At 68.5% G+C, this 25,041-nt stretch carries 25 protein-coding genes and 2 riboswitches; of the genes, 3 read left to right on the top strand and 22 right to left on the bottom strand.

What is annotated here, in order from left to right:
- The first annotated feature begins 189 nt into the window (after positions 1-189).
- The gene (locus ACOHWE_RS12000; protein ID WP_420666643.1) at positions 190-1,587 is read left to right on the top strand and encodes a CHAD domain-containing protein; all 1,398 of its coding nucleotides are present in this window, start codon (positions 190-192) and stop codon (positions 1,585-1,587) included.
- A gap of 4 nt (positions 1,588-1,591) precedes the next feature.
- Here ACOHWE_RS12000 and cobF read toward each other — a convergent pair whose 3' ends face one another.
- From cobF to cbiE, 10 genes are all read right to left on the bottom strand, one after another.
- Entirely contained in the window at positions 1,592-2,350 is a 759-nt protein-coding gene (gene cobF, locus ACOHWE_RS11995; RefSeq protein ID WP_420666642.1) for a precorrin-6A synthase (deacetylating), read from the bottom strand.
- A 91-nt stretch (positions 2,351-2,441) separates the two neighbouring features.
- A complete protein-coding gene (locus tag ACOHWE_RS11990) occupies positions 2,442-2,948 on the bottom strand; it encodes a hypothetical protein (protein ID WP_420666640.1) in 507 nt (168 codons plus the stop codon).
- 67 nt (positions 2,949-3,015) lie between these two features.
- Positions 3,016-3,708 (bottom strand): CbtA family protein, encoded by a 693-nt coding sequence (locus tag ACOHWE_RS11985; protein WP_420666638.1) that lies wholly within the window; start codon positions 3,706-3,708, stop codon positions 3,016-3,018.
- 4 nt (positions 3,709-3,712) lie between these two features.
- Entirely contained in the window at positions 3,713-3,883 is a 171-nt protein-coding gene (locus ACOHWE_RS11980; RefSeq protein ID WP_420666637.1) for a CbtB domain-containing protein, read from the bottom strand.
- A gap of 36 nt (positions 3,884-3,919) precedes the next feature.
- A riboswitch (cobalamin riboswitch) is annotated at positions 3,920-4,131 on the bottom strand.
- 130 nt (positions 4,132-4,261) lie between these two features.
- Complete coding sequence (locus ACOHWE_RS11975) at positions 4,262-4,597, bottom strand: DUF1636 family protein (RefSeq protein WP_420666636.1); 336 nt, start codon at positions 4,595-4,597, stop codon at positions 4,262-4,264.
- Positions 4,594-5,352 carry a uroporphyrinogen-III C-methyltransferase gene (cobA, locus tag ACOHWE_RS11970; protein WP_420666635.1) on the bottom strand — a complete coding sequence of 253 codons (759 nt, stop codon included), beginning with the start codon at positions 5,350-5,352 and terminating at the stop codon, positions 4,594-4,596. Before cobA ends, ACOHWE_RS11975 begins: the two co-directional genes overlap by 4 nt.
- Positions 5,349-6,659 carry a cobyrinic acid a,c-diamide synthase CobB gene (locus tag ACOHWE_RS11965; RefSeq protein ID WP_420666633.1) on the bottom strand — a complete coding sequence of 437 codons (1,311 nt, stop codon included), beginning with the start codon at positions 6,657-6,659 and terminating at the stop codon, positions 5,349-5,351. The genes cobA and ACOHWE_RS11965 overlap by 4 nt, the downstream gene beginning before the upstream one ends.
- A 162-nt stretch (positions 6,660-6,821) precedes the next feature.
- Positions 6,822-7,616 (bottom strand): precorrin-4 C(11)-methyltransferase, encoded by a 795-nt coding sequence (gene cobM / locus ACOHWE_RS11960; RefSeq protein ID WP_420666631.1) that lies wholly within the window; start codon positions 7,614-7,616, stop codon positions 6,822-6,824.
- Positions 7,613-7,990 (bottom strand): cobalamin biosynthesis protein, encoded by a 378-nt coding sequence (locus ACOHWE_RS11955; protein WP_420666630.1) that lies wholly within the window; start codon positions 7,988-7,990, stop codon positions 7,613-7,615. Before ACOHWE_RS11955 ends, cobM begins: the two co-directional genes overlap by 4 nt.
- Positions 7,987-9,186 (bottom strand): precorrin-6y C5,15-methyltransferase (decarboxylating) subunit CbiE, encoded by a 1,200-nt coding sequence (gene cbiE / locus ACOHWE_RS11950; protein WP_420666629.1) that lies wholly within the window; start codon positions 9,184-9,186, stop codon positions 7,987-7,989. The genes ACOHWE_RS11955 and cbiE overlap by 4 nt, the downstream gene beginning before the upstream one ends.
- Here cbiE and ACOHWE_RS11945 point away from each other — a divergent pair.
- A complete protein-coding gene (locus ACOHWE_RS11945; protein WP_420666628.1) occupies positions 9,185-9,928 on the top strand; it encodes a cobalt-precorrin-6A reductase in 744 nt (247 codons plus the stop codon). The two genes, cbiE and ACOHWE_RS11945, sit on opposite strands and share 2 nt — an antisense overlap.
- Here ACOHWE_RS11945 and cobJ read toward each other — a convergent pair.
- The 7 genes from cobJ to ACOHWE_RS11910 all read right to left on the bottom strand — a co-directional run bounded on the left by cobJ (position 9,910) and on the right by ACOHWE_RS11910 (position 18,054).
- The gene (gene cobJ, locus ACOHWE_RS11940; RefSeq protein ID WP_420666626.1) at positions 9,910-10,674 is read right to left on the bottom strand and encodes a precorrin-3B C(17)-methyltransferase; all 765 of its coding nucleotides are present in this window, start codon (positions 10,672-10,674) and stop codon (positions 9,910-9,912) included. The two genes, ACOHWE_RS11945 and cobJ, sit on opposite strands and share 19 nt — an antisense overlap.
- Entirely contained in the window at positions 10,671-11,387 is a 717-nt protein-coding gene (locus ACOHWE_RS11935; RefSeq protein ID WP_420666624.1) for a precorrin-2 C(20)-methyltransferase, read from the bottom strand. The genes cobJ and ACOHWE_RS11935 overlap by 4 nt, the downstream gene beginning before the upstream one ends.
- A 3-nt stretch (positions 11,388-11,390) precedes the next feature.
- Positions 11,391-12,020: a precorrin-8X methylmutase gene (locus ACOHWE_RS11930; RefSeq protein WP_420666623.1), complete on the bottom strand. Its 630-nt coding sequence runs from the start codon at positions 12,018-12,020 to the stop codon at positions 11,391-11,393.
- A gap of 1 nt (position 12,021) precedes the next feature.
- Positions 12,022-13,182: a precorrin-3B synthase gene (cobG, locus tag ACOHWE_RS11925; RefSeq protein WP_420666622.1), complete on the bottom strand. Its 1,161-nt coding sequence runs from the start codon at positions 13,180-13,182 to the stop codon at positions 12,022-12,024.
- A complete protein-coding gene (gene cobN, locus ACOHWE_RS11920) occupies positions 13,179-16,424 on the bottom strand; it encodes a cobaltochelatase subunit CobN (protein WP_420666620.1) in 3,246 nt (1,081 codons plus the stop codon). Before cobN ends, cobG begins: the two co-directional genes overlap by 4 nt.
- 182 nt (positions 16,425-16,606) lie before the next feature.
- Entirely contained in the window at positions 16,607-17,641 is a 1,035-nt protein-coding gene (gene cobW / locus ACOHWE_RS11915) for a cobalamin biosynthesis protein CobW (protein WP_420666618.1), read from the bottom strand.
- Positions 17,642-17,643: 2 nt separating this feature from the next.
- Entirely contained in the window at positions 17,644-18,054 is a 411-nt protein-coding gene (locus ACOHWE_RS11910) for a DUF1636 family protein (RefSeq protein ID WP_420666616.1), read from the bottom strand.
- Positions 18,055-18,151: 97 nt separating this feature from the next.
- Positions 18,152-18,382, bottom strand: a riboswitch (cobalamin riboswitch).
- Positions 18,383-18,432: 50 nt separating this feature from the next.
- Between ACOHWE_RS11910 and cobO the strand changes: the two genes are divergently transcribed.
- Positions 18,433-19,068 carry a cob(I)yrinic acid a,c-diamide adenosyltransferase gene (gene cobO, locus ACOHWE_RS11905; RefSeq protein ID WP_420666614.1) on the top strand — a complete coding sequence of 212 codons (636 nt, stop codon included), beginning with the start codon at positions 18,433-18,435 and terminating at the stop codon, positions 19,066-19,068.
- A gap of 795 nt (positions 19,069-19,863) precedes the next feature.
- On the opposite strand, the gene glpD is transcribed toward cobO, so the two are convergent.
- The 5 genes from glpD to ACOHWE_RS11880 form a co-directional block, all read right to left on the bottom strand.
- Positions 19,864-21,444, bottom strand: a complete 1,581-nt coding sequence (glpD, locus tag ACOHWE_RS11900; RefSeq protein WP_420666613.1) for a glycerol-3-phosphate dehydrogenase — start codon at positions 21,442-21,444, stop codon at positions 19,864-19,866.
- Positions 21,437-22,252, bottom strand: a complete 816-nt coding sequence (locus ACOHWE_RS11895; protein ID WP_420666611.1) for a DeoR/GlpR family DNA-binding transcription regulator — start codon at positions 22,250-22,252, stop codon at positions 21,437-21,439. The genes glpD and ACOHWE_RS11895 overlap by 8 nt, the downstream gene beginning before the upstream one ends.
- A gap of 380 nt (positions 22,253-22,632) precedes the next feature.
- Positions 22,633-24,249: a di-heme oxidoreductase family protein gene (locus tag ACOHWE_RS11890; protein ID WP_420666610.1), complete on the bottom strand. Its 1,617-nt coding sequence runs from the start codon at positions 24,247-24,249 to the stop codon at positions 22,633-22,635.
- Positions 24,206-24,694 (bottom strand): bacterioferritin, encoded by a 489-nt coding sequence (bfr, locus tag ACOHWE_RS11885; RefSeq protein ID WP_420666609.1) that lies wholly within the window; start codon positions 24,692-24,694, stop codon positions 24,206-24,208. The genes ACOHWE_RS11890 and bfr overlap by 44 nt, the downstream gene beginning before the upstream one ends.
- Positions 24,660-24,935, bottom strand: a complete 276-nt coding sequence (locus tag ACOHWE_RS11880) for a (2Fe-2S)-binding protein (protein ID WP_420666607.1) — start codon at positions 24,933-24,935, stop codon at positions 24,660-24,662. Before ACOHWE_RS11880 ends, bfr begins: the two co-directional genes overlap by 35 nt.
- Positions 24,936-25,041 lie beyond the last annotated feature (106 nt).

The following is a 25,041-nucleotide window of genomic DNA, read 5'->3' as shown; positions in this document are numbered from 1 at the left end:
GGCCTAGGTTTCTTCTAGACCGCCGCCGCGCCGCCCGCGGCCCTGCCGCTCATTTATCCCGGCCCGGAGCTCATGCCAGAATACCGCCGCTGCCATCTTCTTCCCGGCCGTCTTTGCCGCCCGCGGGACCTGGCCGGAGGCAGTGCCGGACTTACGCTCGGCGCCCCCGCACTGGATGACCCGGCCCCGGTGCAGCTTCTGGACAGTTTTTGCGGCACCCTGCGCGAAAGCGGCCGCTTGCTTTTGCAGAGCGGCGGACGGCTCTGCCTGTTCGGCCCGCGCGGCAGGCTCAGCCAGCCCGGGGCCGGCGGGCTGGTCAGCGGATTGCCCGGCGGCCCGGTGCAGCGCGTGCTCAAAAAGCTCTGCCCGCTGCGCCGCCTGCTCCCCGTGGCCGAAGGCCGGCTCACCCGGTTCTGGTTCCGCCCTGCCCGCAGGGACAAGCCGCGCGGGGAGCTTATGGTCTTTGGGCTCGAAACACCGCTCGGCACTGCCAGCCTCATTTGCAGCAAGCTTTCGGGCGGCAAAACCCTGCGCGCGCTGGAGCGCCATCTCGAAGCGCTGGGCGCAGCGCCTGGAGAACCTGCCGCGCTTTATGCGCTGCTGGCTCCAGAGCAGCCGCACGGCCATGCCAAGCCGATGCTGCGGCTCATGCCGGATCTGCCCGCCCGCCAGGCGGCGGGCCAGATCTTCGCTGCGCACCTGGCAGCCGCGCGGCAGAATGAGCTGGGCATCATCTCCGATCTCGACACCGAGTTCCTGCACGATTACCGCATCGCCCTGCGCCGCAGCCGGGCGCTGCTCTCCGGGATGAAGGGTGTTCTGGGCGCCGGTGCCGCCGTCCGCCTGCGACGCGATCTATCGGCACTGATGAGCAGGACAGGCCGTCTGCGCGACCTCGATGTCTTCCTTCTGGAACAGGACCGCATCCGCGCGCGCCTGCCCGCAGCGCTGCACCCTGCACTCGCGGCTCTCTTTGCCGCGATCAGCGCAGAGCGCGCCGCCTGCCAGCAAACCGTGGCGCGCCACCTCTGCGGCGCGTCCTACCACTGGCACATGGCCGGGCTGACCGCGGAAGCCGCCTGTGCCTCTGCCACCGCCCGGCTTCAGGATCCCGGCGCGGCGCAGCCCATCGGCCCGCTGGCCCGGAAGCTGATCCGGAAACGCCACGCCAAGCTCTGCGGCCAGGCCAGGCAGATCACCGATCGAAGCCCCGATGAAGACATCCACGCGCTGCGCATCGGCTGCAAGAAGCTGCGCTACCAGCTGGAGCTGTTTGCGCCGCTGTTTCCGGAAGAGGCGCTGGCCCAGGCGTTGAAGCCCTTGCGGCGCCTGCAGAACCGTCTCGGCCGCTTCAACGACTGTGCCCAGCAGGAGACCGTGCTTTTGGAATTCGCCGCCCGCGGATTTGCCGCCCCCGGCGGTGATCCCAACCCGGCCGGGGTCAAGGCGGCCCTGGCCGCTGGCGCTTTGGTTGCACTGCTGCACCAGGAGCAGCGGGCCACGCGCGCCCGGCTCGGCAAGCGCCTCAAGGCCTTTGCCAGCCCGGCCGCGCAGGCCCGGTTTCAGGCCCTCTGCAGGAGGGGTTGAGCCGCTAGCCTCCGCTGCGCCGCAGCAGGTAGATATCCATGATCCAGCCATGCTCGGCGCGGGCCCTTGCGCGGGTCTGGACGATCTGCTCCGCGACTTCGGCCAGACGCCCGGCAATGGAGATCTCGTTTGCCATCCCGGCATAGGCGCTCCACCAGATCTCCACGCCCTCGGGCGCAACCGCGCGGAAGGAGCATTCACCGTCCAGCATCACCACCAGCGTATCGGCGCTGTCCGGCCAGCCTTCCTCGCGCAGCCGCCGCCCGGTGGTGATGGTGAAGGGCGCGCCAATCTCGTTCAGCGGCACCGCATGTGCCGCCGTCAGCGCCTGGATCGAGGTGATGCCGGGGATCACCGCAAGCCGCAGATCCGCCCGCGCCCGGAGCCGTTCGGCGATCCGCATGGTGCTGTCATAAAGCGCCGGGTCGCCCCAGACCAGGAACCCCGCTTTGCCGCCGCCGGGCAGGGCTTCGATGAGCGCCCGCCACCAGATATCCGCGATGGCGTCATGCCAGTCATCCACCCGCTGGCGGTAATCGCGGGTTGCCTCATCGCGCCGGGGCAGGGCGAATTCCACGATCCGCGGGCCGCCCCCCGTGATCGCCTGCGCGCAGATCTCCTTGCGCAGCCCGGCGAGGTCATCCTTGCCCGCGCCCTTGGTGGGGATCAGGATCACGTCCTGCGCATTCAGCGCCGCAACCGCTTGCAGCGTCATGTGCTGGGGGTTGCCGGTGCCGATGCCGATCAGGGTGAGGTCAATCATGCCAGGGCCTTCATCTTCGATGCGCGGCTTACCAAAGACGGCGCCGCGCGCTGTTGTCCGCAAGCCTGCCGTCTGCAAGCCTGCGCTTCACTCACAAACCTTCGCCATCTGACTGCACGGTGACGCTGGCCGTGACCGGCTCGCCCTTCACCGTCAGCGGGCTGTGGCTGTTGCTGTTGAGCGAAACCGTCACCTCGGCGCTGCCCGCGGGCAGGGAGGGGATATGCAGCCACTCGCCGTACAGCCGGGCGACCTTCTCGCCGTTCACATAGACATGCGCATGGCCCTCTCCGGCTGCATCCGCGGCAGAGGCATTCTGCGGTGCAAAGCGGAAGTTCTCCGTCGTGGCCTGCAGGTTCCAGCCGGACATCGGGTCCTTCATCACTTCGAGCGCCACCCGGGGCGCATCGCCGCCCGCGGGCAGGTCGGTGGCGGTGCCATGGGCATGGCCGGCGATCTCCGCCTGGCCGCCGCCGTGATGCGCCGGGCCGCCATGGTCGTGGCCGTCGAAGGTGACGCCATTGCCGGCCGCAGTCACGAAGCCCGCGCCGCCGCCAAAGACCAGCCCGATGGCAAAAAGAGCAAGAGAGCGGGACATTTTCTCATCCTCATCAATAGAACGCCCCCGCCGGTCTGCGGCCAGCGGGGGCGGAAAGTGCTGCGGATCAGGCCGCGGCCGCTTCGCGCTTGCCTTCCGCCTGCCAGAAATGGCCGGCGAATGTGCCCAAGAGCACCCAGGCCGCCATGCCGACGCCGAAGGCGCGGGCGGCAAACAGCGCGCCGATCTCGGTCGGCACCGGACCGGAGAAGCTTTCCGGCTCCGGCGCGCCTGCCACATGGGGGGCCAGCAGCAGCACGGCAGCGATCAGATAGGCGGTAAGCCCGCCGCCAAAGGCAATGAGCCACATGGCAACACCGGCCGCGGCGACGGTCAGCGTCCACCAGACCTGGCGCAGTCCCACGTCCGCAGCCGCCACCCCCGGCACCTCGGGCGCCAGCGACAGGCCGGGCGCAAAGTGGAAGGTGATGAAGCCCGCCAGACCCCACAGAAGGCCGCTGCGGGCGGTGACGGCATGGCCCTGGCGCTCGGCCAGCGACATCAGCGCCACCATCACCAGCGCATAGCCGGTGTAAGTCAGCATGGTGAAGATGATGCTGAGCCCGTCGCGCATCAGGTCAGCGCCCGGCAGCTCGGGATGCGCCGAGATGGCCGCGCCCCCGAAATGCACCAGCTCACCGGATTCATAGAGTTCGGCATGCAGCAGCACCGGCTGCACGAAAACGAGCTGCAGCAGGGCGGTAATCAACCCTGCTGCAGCACCAGCGAAAAGGCCGCTGGTCAGAATACGGCTGAACATGGCCTTAGTGGCAGGGGAAGCCGGTGGCGTGGCGCACGTCATGCGCGGCGTCATGCAGGGCGGAGGCCTGCACGTGGCCGGTCAGCGTGATGATGCCCAGGCCCAGAACCACGGCAAACAGGGCCGGGATCAGGCTGGTGCCGGCGGCGGATGCCTTAAGCGTTTTCGTCGTCATGTCTTGTCCTCCTTGCCGTCACACCCGACGGCACAAGTGTTCCGTTGCGCTACGGCCGGTCTCCTGACTCGCGGGTCGCTGCTGCCGTCCACCTTCCCGGCTTGCGCCAGTGGCATTGGACGGCCGCTCGCCGCTCACAGTCGCGGGGGCGGTTGAGGCTGCGGCGCCGCGATTTGGTCCGCCGTTCCTCATTCCCGTTTCAGTCCTGGCGCTTGGCACCACTGGACACCGTATCAGTTTGTTTTGCCCGCCGCGCACCGCTCTGGTCAAGGCTGAAACCGTCCTGTTGCGCATGCTTCGCGGCAGGGCCCCGGAAAATGGAGATTCTCCGGCCAAAATTCCGGGCCGGAATCTTTCCCGCCCGCGGCAGACGGCGGCTCAGCATCCGTGCGCCGGGATGCGGGCCAGCGCCTTGAACCGCAGGGCTCCCAGCGGGCGGGCATCGGCGAAATCGCCATCGAGGCTCCCGGCATACAACCTCAGGAAGGTCATCAGGTCCGGCAGGTCGGCGGCGCTGATTCCTCCGAACAGATAGGCGGTCTTGCCGCTTTGCCGCACCGCCAGCGTCTGCGGGCGGCGGCAGCCGGACATGCAATCGGCCTCAGCCAGATCCGCCGCCAGCCCTGCCTCCTGCAAGGCAGCCGCCAGCTGCGGCAGCAGCTCCGGAGCGGCATCGCGGCAGGTGCGGCAGAGGGTGATGGCGGGGCGGCTCATGCGTTCGGTGATGCGTGGTCTGGTGCGGCGGGCAGCTCGCTGTCCGCCAAGGGCCCGTAGAGGATCAGCACCGGCGCGCTGGTCTCCATCTTGCGCAGGACCTGCGGCAGCTCGCCCACCGTGTGGCAATAGAGCGACTGCGCAGGCGTCGAGACCCCCAGCGCCACCAGCGCATGGGTTTCCGGCGGCAGCCCCGCCTGCATCAGCTTTTCCGCCAGCGCCGCAAAGGTGCGCTTGCCCATGTAGACCACGGTGGTCGCCTCGGGATCCGCGAGGGCTGCGAGGTTCAGGTTCTCCGGCAGCCCGCCGGTCACGTCATGGCCGGTGATGAACTGCAGCCGCCGCGCCGTCATCCGCCGGGTGAGCGGGATGTTCGCTGCTGCCGCCGCCGCCGAGGCCGCGGTGACGCCGGGCACGATCTCAAAACCGATGCCGGCTGCGCGCAGCGCGGTGATTTCCTCTTCCAGCCGCCCGAAGACACCCGAGTCTCCGGACTTCAGCCGCACCACATGCGCGCCGGAAGAGGCGTATTCCACCAAGAGCTGGCTTACGTGGTCCTGCTTGGGCGAGGGGCGGCCTGCGCGCTTGCCGACGCCGACCAGATCGGCGTCAGCGCGGGCGTGGGACAGGATCGGCCCCGACGACAGGTCGTCGAACAGCACCGCATCCGCCGCCTCTAGCCGCTTCACCGCCTTGATGGTCAGCAGTTCAGGGTCGCCGGGGCCGGAGGAGACGAAACTCACGAAACCGCTCATGCGCGCTCTCCGGTGATCAGGTGGAAGAAAGTGCCGGTGACATGCCCCTTGACCGATCCGGTCTCGGGCACCGGGTTTCCGTCGGCGTCCATCACCCGGGCCAAGGGCGCGTCGGGCTCGTCCAGGATGGTGGAATAGTGGAATTCATGCCCGCGCAGGGCGCAGCCCGCGGCAAAGCCCGGCATCCCCGCCTCCAGAACGGCGCGGCGGTAGCCAAGGTGGAACTTGCGCTTTTCGTAAGACGTCACCAGTCCCAGCAGCCCGGCCATCCGGTGCCGGTTGCCCTGCTTGTCGATCAGCGCCTCGCCAAGCGCCATGTAGCCGCCGCATTCGCCATGCACCGGCCGTGTCTCAGCGTGCTTGCGCAGGCCCGCGCGGAAGGTGTCTGCCGCGGCCAGCGCTGGCCCATGCAGCTCAGGATAGCCGCCGGGCAGCCAGACCAGATCGGCGTCCGGGGCCGGGGCCTCGTCCGCCAGCGGTGAGAACGGCAGGATCTCCGCCCCGGCCGCGCGCCAGCCTTCCAGCAGGTGCGGATAGGTGAAGGAAAACGCCGCATCGCGCGCCAGCGCAATCCGCTGCGCGGGCGGTTCGGGGAGCGTGGCTGGGCCGGGCGCCGCGCCCGCCAGGGCGGCCGACTTGATGGCCTCCAGGTCCACATGCTCCCGCAGGAACGCCGCATAACCCGCGATGGCCGCTTCCAGATCGGGATGCTCCACCGCCTGAATGAGGCCCAGATGCCGCTCCGGCAGGGTGAGGTCGCCGCGGCGGGGGAGGGAGCCCAGCACCCTGATGCCCGCCTTCTCCATGCCAAGCCGCGTCAGCCGCTCATGCCGGGGGCTGGCGACCCGGTTCAGGATCACACCTGCAAAGGGCAGTTCCGGATCATAGGCCCGGAACCCCAGCGCCGTGGCCGCCGCCGACTGCGCCTGCCCGCCCACATCGACCACCAGCACCACCGGCCAGCCCATGCGCTTTGCGGTCTCCGCCGAAGACCCGAACCCGGATTGGCCGCGCGTCGCCACGCCGTCGTAGAGCCCCATCGAGCCCTCGCCGATGCAGATCTCCGCCCCCGCCGCCTGGCCCGCCACCGCGTCGAGCAGCGCGCCGTCCATTGCCCAGGTGTCGAGGTTGAAGGACGCCCGCCCCGCCGCCGCCAGATGGAAGGCCGGGTCGATGTAGTCTGGCCCGCTCTTGAACGGCTGCACGGTGAGCCCGTCCTCGGCCAGCGCCCGCAGGAGGCCCAGCATCACGGTGGTCTTGCCGGTGCCGGAGGAGGGGGCCGAGATCATCAGTCCGGGAGGGGTCATTGCGCGGTCTCCTTTAGTCCCGCCCGGCCGCAGGCCGGGCCGCGCCGGCCCGCCCCCTCGGGGCGGCGCGTTTGCGCCGCCCCGCGGTCCGGCGCGGCCCTTAGCGTTTTTGTGCTGGCGTTGCAGAGGTCTGAATTCACGCCAGCGGCATGTGACACTGTTTCAATCATCCCCATGGCTCCAGCTCGACCACGGGCTGTCCGCGCTTTGCGGCCGGTAGCGGCGGTCATAATCCGCCGCATAAAGGCAGCTCTCGTCAAACCCCTCGCCGTTCAGCACCGGGCCCACGAGGATCAGCGCGGTGCGGGAGATCTTCTCGTCCAGCGCGTCCTTCAAGGTCTCCAAAGTCGCCCGGATGATCTGCTGATCCGGCCAGCTCGCCCGGTAGACCACGGCCACCGGGCACGTCCCGCCATAATGCGGCGTCAGGCTTTCGACCACGTGATCCAAGTTGCCGATCGACAGGTGGATCGCCAGCGTCGCGCCGGTCTTCGCGAAGTTCTCCAGCGTCTCGCCCGCAGGCATCGAAGAGGCCCGCCCCGGCGTCCGCGTCAGCACCACCGACTGGCCAAGGCCGGGCAGGGTCAGCTCGGTCCCCAGCGCGGCAGCCGCCGCCGCAAACGACGGCACACCGGGGGTGACGCTCACCGGGATACCCTCCGCCTTCAGCCGCCGGATCTGCTCGCCCATCGCCGACCACACCGACAGATCGCCGGAATGCAGCCGGGCCACGTCCTGGCCCGCCTCATTCGCGGCCCTGATCTCCGCAATGATGGCATCCAGGTCCATTGCTGCGGTGTTCACGATCCTGGCGTCCGCCGGGCAATGGCTCAGGATTTCCTCCGGCACCAGCGAGCCGGCATACAGGCACACCGGGCAGGAGGCGATGATGTCGCGCCCGCGCAAGGTCAGAAGGTCGGCGGCGCCCGGTCCGGCGCCAATGAAGTGAACGGTCATGGCTCAAGTCTTTCTGCTATGGCCGCGGTGGCAAGCCCATCCGCGGTGACAACTCTGGGGGCGAGCAGGCGCGATCCGGCGCCCGGGGCCCCATGGCGGGCACCAGCCAGCGCCGCGGCTTCCGCCAGCGAGCCGGTGCCGAAGCGCGCCTTGATCCGGGGCGAGCAGGTCAGCGTCTGCTCCCCGGCAATATCCTGATTTTTCAACGCAATCACCGGCAGACCGGCAGCGCGGGCAAATTCCAGCATGGCGGGGGCCGCGGCCTTCTCTGCGATGGAGGCGACGGCATCCACCTGTTCGCCGGTCAGCGCCAGCGCCGCCTGCAAATCTGCCGCCGTGGCAGACCTGCGAAATCCGATGCCTGCCACCTTCATCGCGTGACGCTCCACTGGATCACCGGCCGCGAACGCTCCCAGCCGCGCATGCTGCCCAATGGGCCGGCCTCGGCGATCTCCGCCTTCAAGAGATGCCCGCCGCGCGCCGCGTGGGCTTGCATCAAGAGGGTCTCGGTCTCCAGCGTCACGCCATTGGCCACGACCCGCGCACCCGCGGGCAGCAGCTCCCACAGGTGGTCCAGCAGCGCCCGGCTGCCGCCGCCGCCGATAAAGACGCAATCGGGCAGGGGCTGGCCTGCCAGAACCTCCGGCGCCTTGCCCTGCACGGGCAGCATCCGGTGCTCGATCCCGAAAGCCGCGGCATTGGCGCGGATGGTCTCCAGGCGGTCCGCGCGCGGCTCGAACGTCACCGCCCGCGCGCCTGGCGCCGCGAGGCACCACTCGACCGAGACCGACCCCGAGCCGCCGCCGATGTCCCACAGCATCTCTCCCGCGCGCGGCGCCAGCGCCGAAAGCGTGAGCGCCCGGATCGGCCGCTTGGTGATCTGACCGTCGCTGGCAAAGAGATCATCCGCCAGCCCCGAAGCCCGCGGCAGCCCCTTATGGCCCGCGGCCTCGATGGCGACGGCCACCGGCGCCTGAATCTCCCGCAAATCAAACCCTTCGGCCTTGGCGGAACGCACCCGCTGCCGCGGCCCGCCGAGGCACTCCATCACGGTGAGCCGCGATGTGCCGAAACCCTGCGCCGCAAGCCATACCGCCAGCTCTGCCGGAGCCTCCCCGTCGCGCAGCGTGCAGAGCAACCGGCAACCGCCGCCCAGCAGCGGCCGCAGCCGCGCAAAGGGTGCCGCGTGCAACCCAAGGCACAACACTTCCTCCAGTCTCCAGCCCAGATGGTTCGCCGCCAGCGCGAAAACAGACGGCGCCGGGTGCGACACCCATTCGCCGGTTTTCAGATGCCGCGCCAGCGACCCGCCCGCGCCGTGCCAGAACGGATCGCCAGAGGCCAGAACCGCGACCTTTCGCCCGCGCATTTCCAGCACCGGCGCAACCGAGAAAGGCACCGGCCAGGGCAGCCCCCGGCTGCCCGCCTCCACCAGCGCCAGGTGCCGCGGGCCGCCAAAGATCACCTCGGCCTCCGCCAGCGCCTTCCGGCTTGCGCCGCTGAGGGATTCCAGTCCATTTTCGCCAAGACCGATGATCGTGAGCCAGGGATTGGAAGGACACTCAGACATGACACGCATCCTGCTTCTCGGCGGCACCACCGAAGCCTCGCGGCTGGCGGCTGCCCTCGCCGAAGCTGGCCTCGACGCCGTGTTCTCCTACGCAGGACGTACCGCGCAGCCCGTCCCCCAGCCGCTGCCCACCCGTGTCGGCGGCTTCGGCGGGGCAGAAGGGCTCGCCGCTTTCCTCCAGTCCGGGGGCATCACCCATGTGGTCGATGCAACCCACCCTTTCGCCGCGCAGATGAGCGCCAACGCGGCTTATGCCTGCGAGCTGGCAGGGGTGGAACTCTGCGCTTTCGAACGCCCGGCCTGGCACGCGGGGGAGGGCGATGACTGGCTGCATGTGGACAGCCTTGCGGAGGCGGTGAATGCCCTGCCGGAGACCCCGGCGCGGGTATTTCTGGCGATCGGCAAGCAGAACCTCGCAGCCTTCGCCGCCAAGCCCCAGCATCACTACCTGCTGCGGCTGGTGGACGCGCCGGAAGCTCCCCTGCCGCTGCCCGGGACCACAGTGGAAATCGCCCGCGGCCCGTTTGACGCGGCAGGCGATACCGCGCTGATGCAGCGCCACGGCATCACCCATGTGGTGGCGAAGAACGCTGGCGGCGCCGGGGCCGCAGCCAAGCTCACCGCCGCGCGCAGGCTTGGCCTGCCGGTGATCATGATCGCCCGCCCGCAGGTGCCCGCGCGGCCCGTCATGGGCAGCGTGGCGGAGGTTATGGACTGGCTCTCTCATCCTTCCGCCGCATAGCGGGGCGTGTAGACGTAACGCCCCACCCGCCGCGTATCGCGATTGCCGACAATCACCACGGTGCGCATGTCCGCCATCTCCGGCACCGCCTCGCAGAGCGGCACCGTCAGCAGCTCCTGCCCCGGCTTGGTCACGTCGCGGGCGAAGGTGATGAGCGTGTCCCCGCCGCAAGCTTCCCGCAGGATCTCCAGCGCGCGGGCAAACTGATGCGGCCGCGACTTCGAGCGCGGGTTGTAGAAGGCCATTGCCAGCCCAGCCTCGCCCACCAGCCGCAGGCGCTTCTCGATCAGGCTCCAGGGTTTCAGGTTGTCGCTGAGGTTGATGGCCGCAAAGTCATGCCCGAGCGGCGCGCCGATGGCGGCAGCGGCGGCAAGCATCGCGGTGATGCCGGGCAGCACCTGGATCTCCAGGTCCAGCCATTCCGGACGGGCTTGGGCACTGTTCTCCAGAGCCTCGAACACGGCCGAGGCCATGGCAAAAACGCCGGGATCGCCCGAGGAGACCACCACAACCCGTTTGCCCGCCGCGGCCATCTCCAGCGCATGAGTGGCGCGGTCGACCTCGACGCGGTTGTCGCTCGCGTGCAGGGTCAGCCCTTCGCGCGGTTCCACCCGTTTCACGTAAGGAATATAGCCAACGATATCCGTGGCTTGCCCGATGGCTTCACGCACCTCCTGCGTGACCAGCGCCTCGCCGCCCGGGCCCAGCCCCGCGATCACCAGCCAGCCGTCCTGTGCCCCGCTCATGGCCGCCGCCCCTGCCCATGCACCAGCACGATGGAGAAATAGGGCACCTCGCCATTCACCTCCGACAGCCGCCGCACGCTTTCACCCGGCATGGTGCCGTGCTCGACCAGCCAGGCATCTCCGGCCCGGCCCGCACGCTCCAGCGCCCGGCGCAGCTTGGGCAGATTGCGGCCGATCTTCATCACCACCAGCGCATCCGTCTCGGTGGCGCGTTTGGCCAGCTCATCCTCGCTCAGGGTGGCCATTGCCACCGTCAGCACATCATCGCCCCAGGTGATCGGCTGGCCCGAGGCGGTCCAGCAGCCGGACATGCCGGTGATGCCGGGCACGATCTCCTGCTCCGCGCGGTCCTTCAAGCGGGTATAGAGGTGCATGTAGGAGCCATAGAGGAACGGGTCGCCCTCGCAGAGCACCACCACGTCGTCGCCTTTGGCGATCTCCGCCAGCGTCTCTGCCCAGCGGTCGTAGAACTCCGCGAGCAGCCGGTTGTATTCGGGGTCGGAGAAATGGATCTCGGTCGTCACCGGATATTCCATCGCGTGTTCGGTCACGCCCTCCGCCAGCATGCCCTCGACGATGGTCCGCGCCTGGCCCTGGCGGCCTGCCTTGCGGAAGTAGGCAACATGGCGCGCGCCAGCAATCAGCCGGTGCGCGCGCACGCTCATCAGGTCGGGGTCCCCGGGGCCAAGCCCAGTGCAGATGACTTTGCCCATCGGTTACTCTTTCCAGCTCGCCAGTGCGTTGACCGCGGCGACGGTGATGGCAGAGCCGCCGAGGCGGCCTTTCACGACCATCGACGGCACGGGGAGATCCTGCATCAGCGCTTCCTTCGATTCCATCGCGCCGACAAAACCCACCGGGCAGCCGATGATGGCGGCGGGGCGGGGGCAGGCGGGGTCCTTCAGCATGTTCAGCAGGTGGAACAGCGCGGTCGGCGCATTGCCGATGGCCACCACGGCGCCGTCCAGTTTCGGGCGCCACAGTTCGAGGGCGGCGGCCGAACGGGTGTTGGACATTTCCTTTGCCAGTTCCGGCACCTTCGGGTCGCGCAGGGTGCAGATCACCTCATTATCCGCGGGCAGGCGCGGGCGGGTGATGCCTTCGCTCACCATATAGGCGTCGCACAGGATCGGCGCCCCATCTGCGAGCGCGGCGCGGGCGGTCTTTGCCATGCCGTCTGAGAAGCGCACGTGCTCTTCCAGCCCGACCATGCCGGCCGCGTGGATCATCCGCACCACCACGCTCTCCTCGTCCTTGCTGAAGCGCGCGAGATCGGCTTCGCGGCGGATGGTGGCAAAGCTCTCGGCATAGATCGCGGCGCCGTCGGTTTCATAGGTGTGGAGCATGTCAGCTGCCCTCTGTCAGGATGGTGGGAGCGGCGCGCAGGGCGCGCGCGCTCAGGTTTGTTTTCAGCGGAGCGTCCGCGGCGGAGCCGTTGCGGATCAAGGCAAAATCGTCCCTGCCCGTTGCGGTGAGGGTCAGCGGCGCGGGACCGGGATGGGCGCAGCCCTTGGCGCAGCCGGAGACATGCAGGCGGGTCCCCGCGGGCAGGCCGGGCGCAAGATCGCGGGCCAGCGCGCGGGTGGCCGAGAGCGCCTGCAGGCACCCGGGCGCCCCGGTGCAGGCGGTCACTTGCAGGCGCGGATCCGTTGCATCAAGGATCAGGCCGGGCAGGGACGGAAGATGGCCCGTTCCTTCCGCCAGCAGCATCCGCCAGGGGGTGAGCCGCAAAGACCCGTGATCTGCCAGCTGCGCCAGGGTGGCGGCGGGCATCTGGCCGAATTCCAGTGCCGCAAGAATTCCACCGGCGGCAGGCCCCGGCGCCGGCTGTGGCGCGGGGGAGCCGCGGTCTGCGCCATGCGCCGGGGGCGGCCCGCGGCGCGCAATCAGACGGTGCATCCGCCCCCGCCCCTCCGGCGCGCCGCCTTGGTCCAGGAACCAGCGGGCCAGCGCCAGCGCTGCCTCAGTTGCGGTGCCGGCCGTAACCGGCAGGCCGGCCTCCGCGCCGTCGGCGCGCAGGATCAGGCGCTCCGGCCCGCGCTCGATGCGGATGTCGGCAGAGGCGTCCCGCAGCAGCGGCGCCGGGCCGCAGTCGACGGCAAAGCCGAACTTGCCCGGCAGATCCAGATTCTCGGCGTCGGCCAGCGCTGCGTTCAAGGCGGTTGCAATGGCATGGGTCTCATCCCCCGCCTGCCAGAAGGGCTGCACCACCAGGTTCCGCCGCGCCTCGGCCCGAGCGTCCGGATCGAGCAGGCCCAGCCCGTGCAGGCCGTCAAGCAGCGCCTCGTACGCGCCCTCCCGGATGCCGCGCAATTGCAGGTTGGCACGGGCAGAGATGTCCAGCAGCCCGTTGCCATGCGCCTGCGACAGTTCCGCGAGCCCGCGCGCCTGTTCCGGCGTGAGCCGTCCCAGCGGCGCGCGCACCCGCACCACCAGCCCGTCGCCCGACATCATCGGCCGCAGAGCCCCGGGGCACCAGCCGTAGACCTTTGGCGCGGCGGCACTCATGCAGCCCCCTCCAGCTCCGCCATGATCGAGTTGCGGCGGGTCACCCAGAGCCCGGCGTCATGCAGAGCCCGGAAGCGGTCGCGCATCGCCTGCAGCGCCTGCGGGTTCTCGGCCTGCATAAAGGCCACGAGGTCCTCGCGGCCCAAGGTGGCCTCGAAATAGAGATCGAAGAGATGCGGCGGCACGACCTGCGCCAGATGGGCGAAAGCCGCCATGTGATCGAGCGTGGCGGCAACCTCAGCAGCCCCCCGGAAGCCGTGCGCCATCATCGACGTCACCCAGTCCGGGTTGGCGGCGCGGGCGCGGGTCACCCGGGCGATTTCCTCGCCCAAGCTGCGCGCCTGTGGCTTGCCGGGGCGGGTGGCGTCCATGTGGTAAAGCGCTGGTGCGGTCTGGCCGATGCGGGCCATGGCGGCGGCAAAGCCGGCCTCATGGGCGGCATAGTCGGACGCGATCAGAAGGTCGGTTTCCGGAAGGTCCTGCAGGTGCACAAAGCTGTCGGCGCCCTGCAGGCGGGTTTCCAGCGCCTCGCGGGCGTCATGGATGGTGCCTTTGGCGTCGATGGCGTGGGAGGAGGCGTTGAGCCAGGCCTCGCCCGCGGCCTGGCGGGCCTCGTCGCTGTAGCCGTCCAGATGCGGATTCATCGAAAGACCGTACTGGCCCGGCTTGGGGCCGAAGACGCGCGGGGTCTCGGTGAGATAGGGATTGTCGGCCTGGGTCTCCTCGCGGCACGCGAGGGCAGCGGCGGCACTTTCAAACATCTGGGCTAGGCCGGGGAACACATCCCGGAACAGGCCGGAGACGCGCAGGGTCACGTCGATGCGCGGGCGGTTCAGCATCGAAAGCGGCAGCACCTCAAAGCCGGAGACACGCTCGGAGCCTTCGTCCCATATTGGCGCGAGGCCTGCGAGGTGCAGCGCCATGGCGAATTCCTCGCCTGCGGTGCGCATGGTGGCAGAGCCCCAGAGGTCGATCACCAGCCCCTTCGGCCAGTCGCCGTGGTCCTGAAGATGGCGGCGCAGCAGCTCTTCCGCCAGCTTGACCCCTTGCGCATGCGCCGCCCGCGACGGCACCGCGCGTGGATCCGTGGTAAAGAGGTTGCGGCCCGTCGGCATCACATCGGCACGGCCGCGGAAAGGGGAGCCGGAGGGGCCGGGGGAAACCAGCCTCCCGTCCAGCGCGGCGGCCAGCCCGGCGCGTTCCTCAGGCCCGCATTGGCCGGTGCCAAAAACGTGCAGCCCCTCGCCGTACTGGCTTTCCTTGATGTCGCAGACAAAGGCGTCGATGCGGGTGATCGCCTCCGCCGGGGAGGTGTCAGGCGTCAGGCCCAGGTCGGCCTCAACGCCGGTGCCTTGCGCCTCGGCGCGGATGTCGCCGATCAGCCGGTCGCGGCGGGCGGGGTCCAGCCCGTCGGCGGTGGAATATTCATCGAGCAGGCTTTCGAGCCGGGCCATACCCTCGGGCAAATTGGTCTGGGCCAGGGGCGGCGGCAGGTGGCCGATGGTGACGGCGCCGATGCGGCGCTTGGCCTGGGCGGCCTCGCCCGGGTCGTTGACGATGAAGGGGTAGGCGACGGGCAGCGGGCCGGTCAGCACCTCGGGCCAGCAGGTGCCGGAGAGGGCCACCGCCTTGCCCGGCAGCCATTCCAGCGTGCCATGGGCGCCGATGTGGATGAGGGCGTCGGCCTGGGTGCGCAGCCACAGGTAAAAGGCCACATAGGCGTGGCGCGGGGTGCGGTCCAGGTCGTGGTAGTCGTCGACGCGGGTTTTCACCTCGCCGCGTTCGGGCTGCAAGGCAACCAGGGCGTTGCCAGAACGCAAGGCCTTGAAATGAAACGCACCGTCGCGGCACTCCGCGTCTTCTTCCGGGTTGCCCCAGGCCTCTGCCAGGGTGTCCTGCAGCTCTTGCGGCAGGATGGCGAGGGCCTGGCGGTAATCCTCCAGCGGGACACTGAGGGTCTCTTCCATCAGCCGCAGGCCGGTGTTTTCTAGCGCTTCGGCGGCGTAGCCTTGGGCGGAGAGTTCGCGCAGGATCTCGTCGCAGGACGCCAGTGCGTCGAGGCCGACGGCATGGGCGAGGTTGTGGTCTCTCCCGGGGTAGGTGGAGAGGATCAGGGCGAGGCGTTTGTCTGCGTTCGGCAGCTTGGCAAGGTGCAGCCAGCCCTCGACGCGGTCCACGGCGGCCCTGATGCGGTCCGCGTCGGCGCGGTGGGCGAAGCGGGAATATTGCAGGTCCGGGTCTTTCTTGCCCGGCGATTTGAAGCTGACGACGCCTGCGAAGATGCGGCCGTCCACTTCGGGCAGGACGACGTGCATGGCGAGGTCGGCGGGCGACAAACCGCGGCCGGCCCCGGCCCAATCCTTCTTGCGGGCGGTGGAGAGGGCGACCTGGAACACCGGGCAGCCGGTGGCGGAGAGCGGCGAGGCGCTGCCGTCGCTGCCTTGGGCGGAGAACGCCGTGGCGTTGATGATAGCAGCCGGGTTCAGCCCGGGCAGCTTGTCGCGCAGCCAATCGGCAGCGGTGGGGGCCTTGAGGCTGGCGGCAAAGGCGCCGAATGCCGCATAGCCGCGGGCGCGCAGTTCCGCGATCAGCGCATCCACCGGCGCGGTGTCGGCAGCAGTGAGGTAGGAGCGGTAGAAGCTCACCAGCACCAGCGGCTTGTCCTGCGGCGGCAGGTCGGCCAGCACGCCTTTGGCCGGGTCGTAGAAGCCGTGTTCGGGCATGGTCTTGAGGCCAAGGACAGGGCCTGCGTAGAGGCCTGCCGCGAGGGAGAGCTGGGCCAGGGCAGCCTGGGCGGCAACGGCTCCGCCAGCGTCGCACAGGGCCTGCAGGCGGCGCAGGGTGGAGACGGGCAGGGTGGAGAGCTCATCCAGCCGCGCATCCTCGCGCCCGTCGGCGGGCAGGACCGCCAGCGCAATGCCCTTGCGGCGGGCAAGGTCCTGGAGGGTTGCCAGCCCGTAAGACCAGTAGCTTTCGCCGCCGATCAGGCGGACGAGGACACCCTTGGCGCCCTGCAGCGTCTGTTCCGCGTAAACATCGACCGAGAGCGGGTGCTTCAGCGCCACCAGATTGGCGAGCCGCAGCGAGGGCAGCTTGCCGTCTGCCCGGTGCCAGCCAGCCGCAAAGGCGCCGAGATCGCTGTCGGAAAACGATAGCACCACGAGGTCGCCAGGCGTCTGCCCGAGGTCCTGCGGGGTGTCGGTTTCGTCAAGGCCGTGGCTTTCGCGGAAGACGACGTGCATGGGTCAGTTCCACTGCCTTGAGGGTCGTTTGGAAGCCGGGAGGGCTGCGCCCGGCCTCGGGTGGGTGCGAAGCGCCCTCCCGTTTTGCCGGAGGCAAACCTCCGGTTTGACGGGGAGGCCGGGCGCGGCCCGGCCTATCGGCCGGGCCAGGCATGTCAGTATGCGCTGCGCCCGCATCAGGTTTACGCCCCCAGTTCGGCGCGGATCGCCTGCTCGTCGATGTCGTGATGCTCGGCGATCACCACCAGCTGGGTCTTGCGCGGCTGCGCCCCCCATGGCTGGTCGTACTGCGCGCGCAGGCGTTCGCCCACAGCCTGAACCAGCATCCGCATCGGCTTCCCCTCCACCGCGACATAGCCTTTGACGCGCAGGATGTTACGTTCGCGGGCCAGCTTCACGATGGCATCCTGCAGCGCCTGCGGGTCGGAGACTTCGCCCATTTCGACCACGATGCTCTCGAAATCGTCATGCTCGTGGTCGTGGTGGCCGTCGTGGTGGCTGGGGCGGGCCTCCAGATCGTCTTCGGCGGCGGCGCCCAGGCCCAGGATGATGCGCGGGTCGATGACGCCTTCGCTCATCGGCAGGATCGGCAGCTTGCGCGGCGCCTCGGCCTCGATCACGGCGCGGGCTTTCTCCACCCCCTCATCGCCGGCCAGGTCGGCTTTGGACAGAAGCACGATGTCGGCACAGGAGATCTGGTCTTCGAACACCTCGGACAGCGGGGTTTCGTGGTCGATGCTGTCATCGGCCTCGCGCTGGGCCTGCACGGCGTCGAGATCAGGGGCGAACTGGCCCTTGGCGACGGCCTCGGCATCGGCGAGCGCAATCACCCCGTCGACGGTGATGCGCGAGCGGATCGCGGGCCAGTCGAAGGCCTTCAGCAGCGGCTTCGGCAGCGCCAGGCCCGAGGTCTCGATCACGATGTGGTCGGGCTGCTCGGGCAGGGCCATCAGCTGCTCGATGGTAGGGATGAAATCATCCGCCACGGTGCAGCAGATGCAGCCGTTGGCGAGCTCCATGATGTTCTCCGCCGGGCAGTTTTCATCGGCGCAGGACTTCAGGATGTCGCCGTCCACTCCGGCGGTGCCGAACTCGTTCACCACCACGGCCAGGCGCTTGCCCTGCGGGTTCTGCATCAGGTGGCGGATCAGCGTGGTTTTGCCCGCGCCAAGGAAGCCGGTGATGATGGTGACAGGGATCTTGTTGAGATCGCTCATGATTACTCCTCGGAAGGGAAGCCGGCCGGCGGGATGCGGGCGACAGATTGTTTGCGGAAAGCGGCGGGGCGCTCGCGCCAGGGCACGAGACCGTCAGCAGTAGCGGCATAGGCGGCGGCACCTTCGAGGATCTCGCCCACGTGCTGGTCCGGGTCCATGTCGCCGTAGATGTAGCTCCAGCGTTCCTCGCCGCCGGTGAGCGCCACCGAGCAGCCGCGCGAACAGGCCGACAGGCACTTCACGCCGCGCACGGTCACGCCCTCGGGGATGCCTGCTTCCTTGAGGGCTGCAAGCAGGATGCTGCCGGGGCGCGGCGCCTCGGGATCTGTGCCCTCGCGGCGGCAGGTCAGGCAAACGGTCAGGGTCACCGGGTCTTGCGGGCTGGCGGGGTCTGCCGCCTGATCATCAGCCATCTCGTGCGTCTCCTGTCGCGGCAGGCAGGCGGGGACGGCCAGAAAGGGGCGCACGGGTGCAGGCCCCTCAACCGGTCGCGGCACACCCCGTCCGCCCGTTGAATTCACGTCGCTGGCAGGTCTCCCGGCTTACGGATCCCAGAGCCGGTTGGCCCTGACGGTCATCCTGCCTTCCCGGCGCGCAGATGCGCGGCCAGTGGCATGGCAACCTCTCCGGTCACGGTCGCGGGGGCGGCTGTTCTTGAGCCCTCCCCCAAATTCATGGGGGCCGGGCCTTCACATTCCCTCTTCGCCTGCGGTTGCAGGAACCAGCAAAACCCCCTTGCGCTATCGCGGGCTTCTTTGTCAAGACATGGGTAAACCAGCAGGAGGCCCCCCGTGAGTGAAAAGTCTGAAACCGGCATTTCGGAGCAAGAAGCCGCCCGCCACGCGTCGAAGATGGCGAAGAAGAAGGCTGCGCGCGACCGGATGATGAAAACAAAGGAGGGCGAGAAGGGGCTGATCATCGTCAACACCGGCCCGGGCAAGGGCAAATCGTCCTCCGGTTTCGGCATGATCATGCGCTGTATCGCCCACAAGATGCCTTGTGCCGTGGTGCAGTTCATCAAGGGCGCCTGGGCCACCGGGGAGCGGACGCTGATCGAGGAGAACTTCGGCGATCTCTGCCAGTTCTACGCGATGGGCGAGGGCTTTACCTGGGAGACCCAGGACAAGGCCCGCGACATCGCTGCCGCGCAGAAGGGATGGGAGAAGGCCAAGGAGATGATTCTGGATGAGCGCAACGCAATGGTGCTCTTGGATGAAATCAACATCGCGCTGCGCTATGAATACCTCGATTTGCAGGAGGTGCTGGAGTTCCTGGTGGAGCACAAGCCGCCGATGACCCATGTGGTGCTGACGGGCCGCAACGCCAAAGAGGAGCTGATTGAGGTCGCCGACCTGGTGACCGAGATGGGCCAGGTGAAGCACCCGTTCCGCGCAGGCATCAAAGCGCAGAAGGGCGTCGAGTTCTGAGGATTTCGCGGCCGTTTTCTCCGGAGGCTCCGGCAGGCGGCATAAGCTCGGACGCGGCGCCAGGCCTTGAAACGTTCCGGCTTGGGGTATCTCGGCTTGCGTTGAAATCACCGGCTTGAGGTTTTGCGCTTTGCTTCGCAAATCGCGGGGGGCGGGGGCGGCGCCTGCGGCGCCGCCCCCGCCCGGCCCAACGCTTTCCGGGGCGCCGCGAGGCGCATCGCGGAAGGGGCGGGAGTGCTTCCGGTTCGTTCGGCACCTAAGGTCAGAAATGCTGCCCCGTTGTTTCGCGTGCGAAACATCGGGGCAGGCGGGCTGATACTTTTTGTAGGCGCTGCAGTGCCTGCGGGCGCGGATATCTGGGGCGGGGCAACGCGGGCAGGTGATATACCGGTCTGCCGGGCGCCAGCGGGCGGCAGGCGGTCCGGCACGGACCCGGCTTTGCCGAAACGGTGGAAGAGGAATAAAAGGGTGGAAGAGGAATAGAAGCCGCGCATCGCAGGCGCGCGCGGGGGCGGTCCATCGGGTTCTGGCTGCCAGTTTATCCCAGCCAAATCCGCACGCCCTTTCGAGGAACCGCTTTGCCGCAGCCAAACCGCCGCCGCGTGCGAGCGCGCCGGCGATGCGCGGCGGCCTCCGGCCTTGTTCCGCGCGTACCGGTGCTCAATGCCTGGCCTGCCCTTGATGGGGGCAACTGGGCGGGGAGAAACCGCGCGCCCGGCTGAAGGCCGGGGAGCGTGCGTCCGTGATACGCAGCCGGTGTTTCGCACCGGACCGAAGCCGCGCGCACCCTGCGCCTCAAGCCGCCAGCTGCGCGGCCTTGCCCTCGACATAGGCATCCACCGCCGAGCGCTGGGTCTCGTCCAGGCGCAGGCCGAGCTTGGTGCGGCGCCACAGGTAGTCGTCGCCGCTCCGCACCCATTCCCTCTGCACCGCCCAGTCCAGCTCGCGCGCGGTGATGGTGGCGCCGAAGTCCTGGCCCAGGTCCGCGGCCTCCCTGGCGTCGCCCAGCACCTGCCAGGCCTCGGTGCCGTAGGCGCGGATCATCCGGCCGGCCCAGTAGGGGGTGAGGAAGGGGTAGTCGGCCGCGAGCTTCTGCGTCAGCGTCTCGACCTCCGTCACCGCGAAATCGCCGCCCGGCAAGGCCACGCCCGTGGTCCAATTGCCCGGGATCTGCGGGAAGACCTCGCCGATCTTGGCAAGCGCGGCCTCGGCCAGTTTGCGGTAGGTGGTGATCTTGCCGCCGAAGACGTTCAGCAGCGGTGCTTGCGCCTTGTCCAGCGTCAGCACGTATTCGCGCGTCGCCGCAGTGGCGGAGCTGGCGCCGTCGTCATAGAGCGGGCGGACGCCGGAGTAAGTCCAGACGATATCTTCGCGCCGGACCGGCTGCTTGAAGTAGCCGGACGCGAAGTCAGCCAGGTACTGCTGCTCCTCGGGCGTGCATTCCGGGGCCGTGTCCGGGTCCGGGTGGTCGGCGTCGGTGGTGCCGATCAGGGTGAAATCGGTCTCGTAGGGAATCGCAAAGATGATCCGCCCGTCCGTTCCCTGGAAGAAATAGCAGCGGCCGTGGTCGAAGAGCTTGGGCACCACGATATGGCTGCCGCGCACCAGGCGGACGTTCTCGCGGCTGTTCTGGCCGAGCTTCTGGCGCAAGACATCGGCCACCCAGGGGCCGCCTGCGTTGACCAGCATCCTGGCGCGGCGCTCGAAGGTCTCGCCGGTGGCGCGGTTCTTCAGATGGATCACCCAGTGATCGGATTTGCGCTCGGCGCTTGTAACTTCGGTGCGGGTCAGGATCTCGGCGCCGCGGGCTTCGGCGTCGCGGGCGTTCAGCACTACGAGGCGGGCATCCTCGATCCAGCAGTCGGAGTATTCGAACGCGGTCTGGAACTTGTCCTGCAAGGGCGCACCCGCGGGGTCGGTGCGCAGATCCAGCTTGGCGGTGCCGGGCAGGATGCCGCGCTTGCCGAGACTGTCGTAGAGAAACAGGCCGACGCGGATCAGCCAGGACGGGCGGCGCCCCTTCATCCAAGGCATGAAGGTGGTGAGCAGCTTAGACGTCGGCGTATCGCTATCAAAGCGCATGTCCTTGTGGAAGGGCAGAACGAAGCGCATCGGCCAGGAAATGTGGGGCATCGCCTTGAGGAGGACCTCGCGCTCGATCAGGGCCTCGCGGACCAGGCGGAACTCGAAATATTCCAGGTAGCGCAACCCGCCGTGGAACAGCTTGGTGGAGGCCGAGGATGTGGCAGAGGCGAGATCGTTCATTTCCGCGAGGCTCACCGACAGACCGCGGCCGGCGGCGTCGCGGGCGATGCCGCAGCCGTTGATGCCGCCGCCGATAATGAAGAGATCCGTGAGCTGGGTGTCGTCAGGCATTTTCGCTGCTTTCGTTTTGGCTGGCGGTTTCGGGGGCGGTGGTTTCGGGCGAAGCGGTGACGATTCGGGTGCCTGCGGCGCGCGCCGCGGCGGCAAACTCCTGCGGCACCGGGCGGTCGGTGATCATCACGTCGAGATCGCAGACGTCGCAGATGCGCACCGGGGCGGAGCGGGTGAACTTGCTGCCGTCGCAGACCAGCACTTTCTGCCGCGCGTTCTTCAGGATCGCGCGGGCGACGGAAACTTCGCGGGCGTCATGGTCCAGCACCGCGCCGTCGGCATCCAGGGCAGAGGCACCGATGACGGCGAAGTCGACCTTGTAGCGGGAGATGAACTCCACCGCGTCCTCGCCCACCACGGCGCCGTCGCTTTGCCGCACAGTGCCGCCTGCGAGAATCAGCTCCTGCGGCTGGCCGCCCAGCATCATGTTGATGATGTTGATATTGTTGGAGATTACCGTGAGGCCCCGGTGGCCCGAAAGCGCGCGGGCGACCTGCTCGGTCGAGGTGCCGATGTTGAGGGTGAGCGAGCAGTTGTCGGGGATCAGCTCTGCCGCGGCCAAAGCCATTGCCTGTTTCGCTGCGGCGTTCAGCTTGCGGCGGTCGGCGTAGCCCTGGCTTGCGGCGGAGGAGAGCCGCACGGCGCCGCCGTGCACGCGGGAAAGCACGCCGCGGGCGGACAGGTCGCGCAGGTCGGCGCGCACCGTCTGGAGCGAGACGCCGAAGCGGCGGGCGAGCTCCTCCACCTCGACCCGGTCGTGCCGGTCGAGGAGCGAGACGATTTCGTTTTGGCGGCGTGTGGCGTCCATTTACTTTCCTTTCGCCGCCGATCACTAGCGTATCGCGTTCGATATGTCACGGGGCGTTTTCGTTTGGCGGCTAGGCCATATTTTTGCCGCCAGCGCGGAACAAGGCCGAAGGCCGCCGCGCATCGCCGGCGCGCCCCCTCGCGGCGGCGATTTGGCTGCTGCTTGGCGGTCCCTTTATGGGGCCTACGGACTTTGCGGACATGAACTGCCAATCATGCCAGTCGGGATCGCCCCCGCGCGCGCCAGCGAAGCGCGGCTTGCGGAGGCTCTGATGCCCGGGTTTTCCGTGTCGATCACGGCGGCAAGCGTGCGGAGGATTTGCCGCGTCGATCGGGCCAGAAGGCGAAGGCGCGGGGCAGAAAGCAAAAAGTGGTGGTTAGTCAGAGGCTTTCGAGGAAGGCGATCAGCGCGGCGCGGTCCTCGGGCGCGGCGCCCACGACGCGGGACTTTGCCGCCTCCGCCTCGCCGCCGTGCCAGAGGATGGCTTCCAGCAGGCTGCGGGCGCGGCCGTCGTGCAGATAGGTGGCGCGGGGCGAGACCTGCTGTGTGAGGCCGATTCCCCAAAGCGGCGCGGTGCGCCATTCGCGGCCCGTGGCGCGGCCCTCGGGGCGGCCGTCGGCGAGCCCTTCGCCCATGTCGTGAAGCAGCATGTCGCTGTAGGGCCAGATCAGCTGGAAGGAGTGCTCGGGCCGGTCCGCGAGCCGGTGGGTCACGAATTTCGGCACGTGGCAGGACGCGCAGCCGCTGGCGTAGAACACCTGCTTGCCGCGCAGCGCCTCTTTGGCCCCGGCGCCGCGGCGTGCGGGCACCGCGAGGTTGCGGGCGTAGAAGGTGACGAGATCCATGTTGGGCTGGTCTATCTCGGTCCCGCGCGCGTCGCCGCCGCCGTGCGCTGCGGCCCGGCAGGCGGCCTGGGCGGCGGTGCAGCCGCCCGCGTGGCCGGGGAACAGCGGAGTGGAGATGCCGATGTCGCCGGAGAAGGCGGCTGCGGATTGCTCGTGCACCGTGGGCATCCCTGCCTTGTAACCGAAGCGGCCCAGCATGATCTGGCCGAACTCGCGCGACCAGACCAGGCTGGCGCGGCCGGAGATGCCGTCGCCGTCCATATCTTCGGGGTCGGCGTGGGCTAGGATGTCTGCGGCGGGGATTGCCTCCAGAAGGCCGAGGCCGATCATCGGCGGCGCCATCCTGGGCGACAGCATCGCCTGCGGGTTCAAGGGGCCGTAGCCGAGGTCCGTGGCGGCATAAGTGGGGCGACGCAGGGTGGCGGTTTCGCCGCCGGCAAGCGGCACCTCGAATTCGTCATAGGTCACTTGCAGGCGGTATTCCGGGGCCACTCCGGGGGCGGAGAAATCTTGCATCTGGCCGCCGTAGGCCGGCTCCGGCGCGGTGCCGATGTAGTCCTTTATTGCGCTGAGCTCTTCCGGTACCTGGCCGGGGACGGAGACCCGCAGGAACATCGTGGAGGCAGCGTAATCGGGCTGCTCCGGCACGTGGCCGCGGCCGTCCTTCAGGTGGCAGCGCTGGCAGGAACGCGCATTGTAAAGCGGGCCGAGCCCGTCCGAGGCCAGGGTCGAGGCCGGGGAGAACACCCAGACCTTCTTGAACAGCCCGTTGCCAAGGTGGAAGGCAAGCTCCTGCTCGAAGCTGAGGTTGGCAGAGGGCAGGGAGAACGCCTCGGTATCCTTGCGGGCGCGCACGGTCGCGGCTCCGGCGGAGAGCGTCTCGAACCGCTCGGGTGCGGTGAAGTCCTGTGCGGCCGCGGTCACGGCGCGGATGCGGGCGCGTTCAGCGGTCGTGCGGGGCAACGCGGAGAGGTGAGGGTCTGAGACCGGAATGCCGGCGGCGGTGGCAGCGGGCTCGGGCGCGGAGGGTGTCGCGGCGTCGGGGGCGGCGGGTTCCGAGGCGGCAGGGGGGCAGGCGGCGGCCGCGAATACGGCCGCCAGGGCGGCGCTAGCCGCCGGCCTCTTCCATCTTGGTCGCGTTGAGCTGGGCATAGTTTTCCGCACCGATCCGGTCGTGCAGCTCGAGCTGCGTTTCGAGGAAGTCGATGTGGCCCTCTTCGTCCTTCATCAGCTCCTCGAACAGTTTCATCGAGACGTAGTCGCCGGCGCTGTGACAGGCATCACGGGCCTCCTTGTAGAGGTCACGGGCCTCGCGTTCGGCGGCCAGGTCGCATTCCAGGGTTTCCTTGGGCGTCTGCCCGATCCGCAGCGGGTCGAGCTTTTGCAGGTTCGGGTGGCCTTCCAGAAACAAAATCCGTTCAATCAATTTGTCCGCGTGCTCCATCTCCTCGATGCTTTCTTCGCGGCTTTTCTTGGCCATGCTTCCGAGGCCCCAGTCCTCCTGCATGCGGTAATGCAGCCAGTACTGGCTGACGGCCGTCAGCTCGTGGCGCAGGGCCTTGTTAAGGTAGTCGATGATTTTGGTGTCGCCCTTCATGAACTTCCTCCCGAATGTGGCCTGCGCGCAAATTCCGAAGGTGCGCAGGCACTTCCAGACTAGCGCTGGTGCGCATCGTGTCGAGGAAAAGGGGCATGCAGCCGCCGCAGTCGGCGGTCTTGCCCAGGGCGTGGTAGATCTTGCCGGGGGTAATAATCGTTGCCGGGTCTGCACTTCGCATCCAGTCGATCGCGGCGAGGATGTCGTGGTCCGAGATGTTGGTGCAGTGGCAGACGATCATGTCGCGGCGTCCTTACAGGGCGGCCCGGCGGGCAAGTGATTCCGTTGGTTAATCATATCTGACAGTTTTGCTGAGGTTTCAAGGGTGATCCAGAGTGTTTTGCTTT

It is taken from the genome of Cribrihabitans neustonicus, from assembly GCF_048820895.1.
Lineage (GTDB): Bacteria > Pseudomonadota > Alphaproteobacteria > Rhodobacterales > Rhodobacteraceae > Cribrihabitans_A > Cribrihabitans_A neustonicus.
This window is presented reverse-complemented; position numbering and strand designations above follow the sequence as displayed.

Bases quoted from the DNA above. Each gene is read 5' to 3' on its own strand.
- cobF (WP_420666642.1), bottom strand. From the start codon at position 2,350: ATGATTGACCTCACCCTGATCGGCATCGGCACCGGCAACCCCCAGCAC.
- ACOHWE_RS11990 (WP_420666640.1), bottom strand. From the start codon at position 2,948: ATGTCCCGCTCTCTTGCTCTTTTTGCCATCGGGCTGGTCTTTGGCGGC.
- ACOHWE_RS11985 (WP_420666638.1), bottom strand. From the start codon at position 3,708: ATGTTCAGCCGTATTCTGACCAGCGGCCTTTTCGCTGGTGCTGCAGCA.
- ACOHWE_RS11980 (WP_420666637.1), bottom strand. From the start codon at position 3,883: ATGACGACGAAAACGCTTAAGGCATCCGCCGCCGGCACCAGCCTGATC.
- ACOHWE_RS11975 (WP_420666636.1), bottom strand. From the start codon at position 4,597: ATGAGCCGCCCCGCCATCACCCTCTGCCGCACCTGCCGCGATGCCGCT.
- cobA (WP_420666635.1), bottom strand. From the start codon at position 5,352: ATGAGCGGTTTCGTGAGTTTCGTCTCCTCCGGCCCCGGCGACCCTGAA.
- ACOHWE_RS11965 (WP_420666633.1), bottom strand. From the start codon at position 6,659: ATGACCCCTCCCGGACTGATGATCTCGGCCCCCTCCTCCGGCACCGGC.
- cobM (WP_420666631.1), bottom strand. From the start codon at position 7,616: ATGACCGTTCACTTCATTGGCGCCGGACCGGGCGCCGCCGACCTTCTG.
- ACOHWE_RS11955 (WP_420666630.1), bottom strand. From the start codon at position 7,990: ATGAAGGTGGCAGGCATCGGATTTCGCAGGTCTGCCACGGCGGCAGAT.
- ACOHWE_RS11945 (WP_420666628.1), top strand. From the start codon at position 9,185: ATGACACGCATCCTGCTTCTCGGCGGCACCACCGAAGCCTCGCGGCTG.
- cbiE (WP_420666629.1), bottom strand. From the start codon at position 9,186: ATGTCTGAGTGTCCTTCCAATCCCTGGCTCACGATCATCGGTCTTGGC.
- cobJ (WP_420666626.1), bottom strand. From the start codon at position 10,674: ATGAGCGGGGCACAGGACGGCTGGCTGGTGATCGCGGGGCTGGGCCCG.
- ACOHWE_RS11935 (WP_420666624.1), bottom strand. From the start codon at position 11,387: ATGGGCAAAGTCATCTGCACTGGGCTTGGCCCCGGGGACCCCGACCTG.
- ACOHWE_RS11930 (WP_420666623.1), bottom strand. From the start codon at position 12,020: ATGCTCCACACCTATGAAACCGACGGCGCCGCGATCTATGCCGAGAGC.
- cobG (WP_420666622.1), bottom strand. From the start codon at position 13,182: ATGAGTGCCGCCGCGCCAAAGGTCTACGGCTGGTGCCCCGGGGCTCTG.
- cobN (WP_420666620.1), bottom strand. From the start codon at position 16,424: ATGCACGTCGTCTTCCGCGAAAGCCACGGCCTTGACGAAACCGACACC.
- cobW (WP_420666618.1), bottom strand. From the start codon at position 17,641: ATGAGCGATCTCAACAAGATCCCTGTCACCATCATCACCGGCTTCCTT.
- ACOHWE_RS11910 (WP_420666616.1), bottom strand. From the start codon at position 18,054: ATGGCTGATGATCAGGCGGCAGACCCCGCCAGCCCGCAAGACCCGGTG.
- glpD (WP_420666613.1), bottom strand. From the start codon at position 21,444: ATGCCTGACGACACCCAGCTCACGGATCTCTTCATTATCGGCGGCGGC.
- ACOHWE_RS11895 (WP_420666611.1), bottom strand. From the start codon at position 22,252: ATGGACGCCACACGCCGCCAAAACGAAATCGTCTCGCTCCTCGACCGG.
- ACOHWE_RS11890 (WP_420666610.1), bottom strand. From the start codon at position 24,249: ATGCCCAGCTCAACGCGACCAAGATGGAAGAGGCCGGCGGCTAGCGCC.
- bfr (WP_420666609.1), bottom strand. From the start codon at position 24,694: ATGAAGGGCGACACCAAAATCATCGACTACCTTAACAAGGCCCTGCGC.
- ACOHWE_RS11880 (WP_420666607.1), bottom strand. From the start codon at position 24,935: ATGATCGTCTGCCACTGCACCAACATCTCGGACCACGACATCCTCGCC.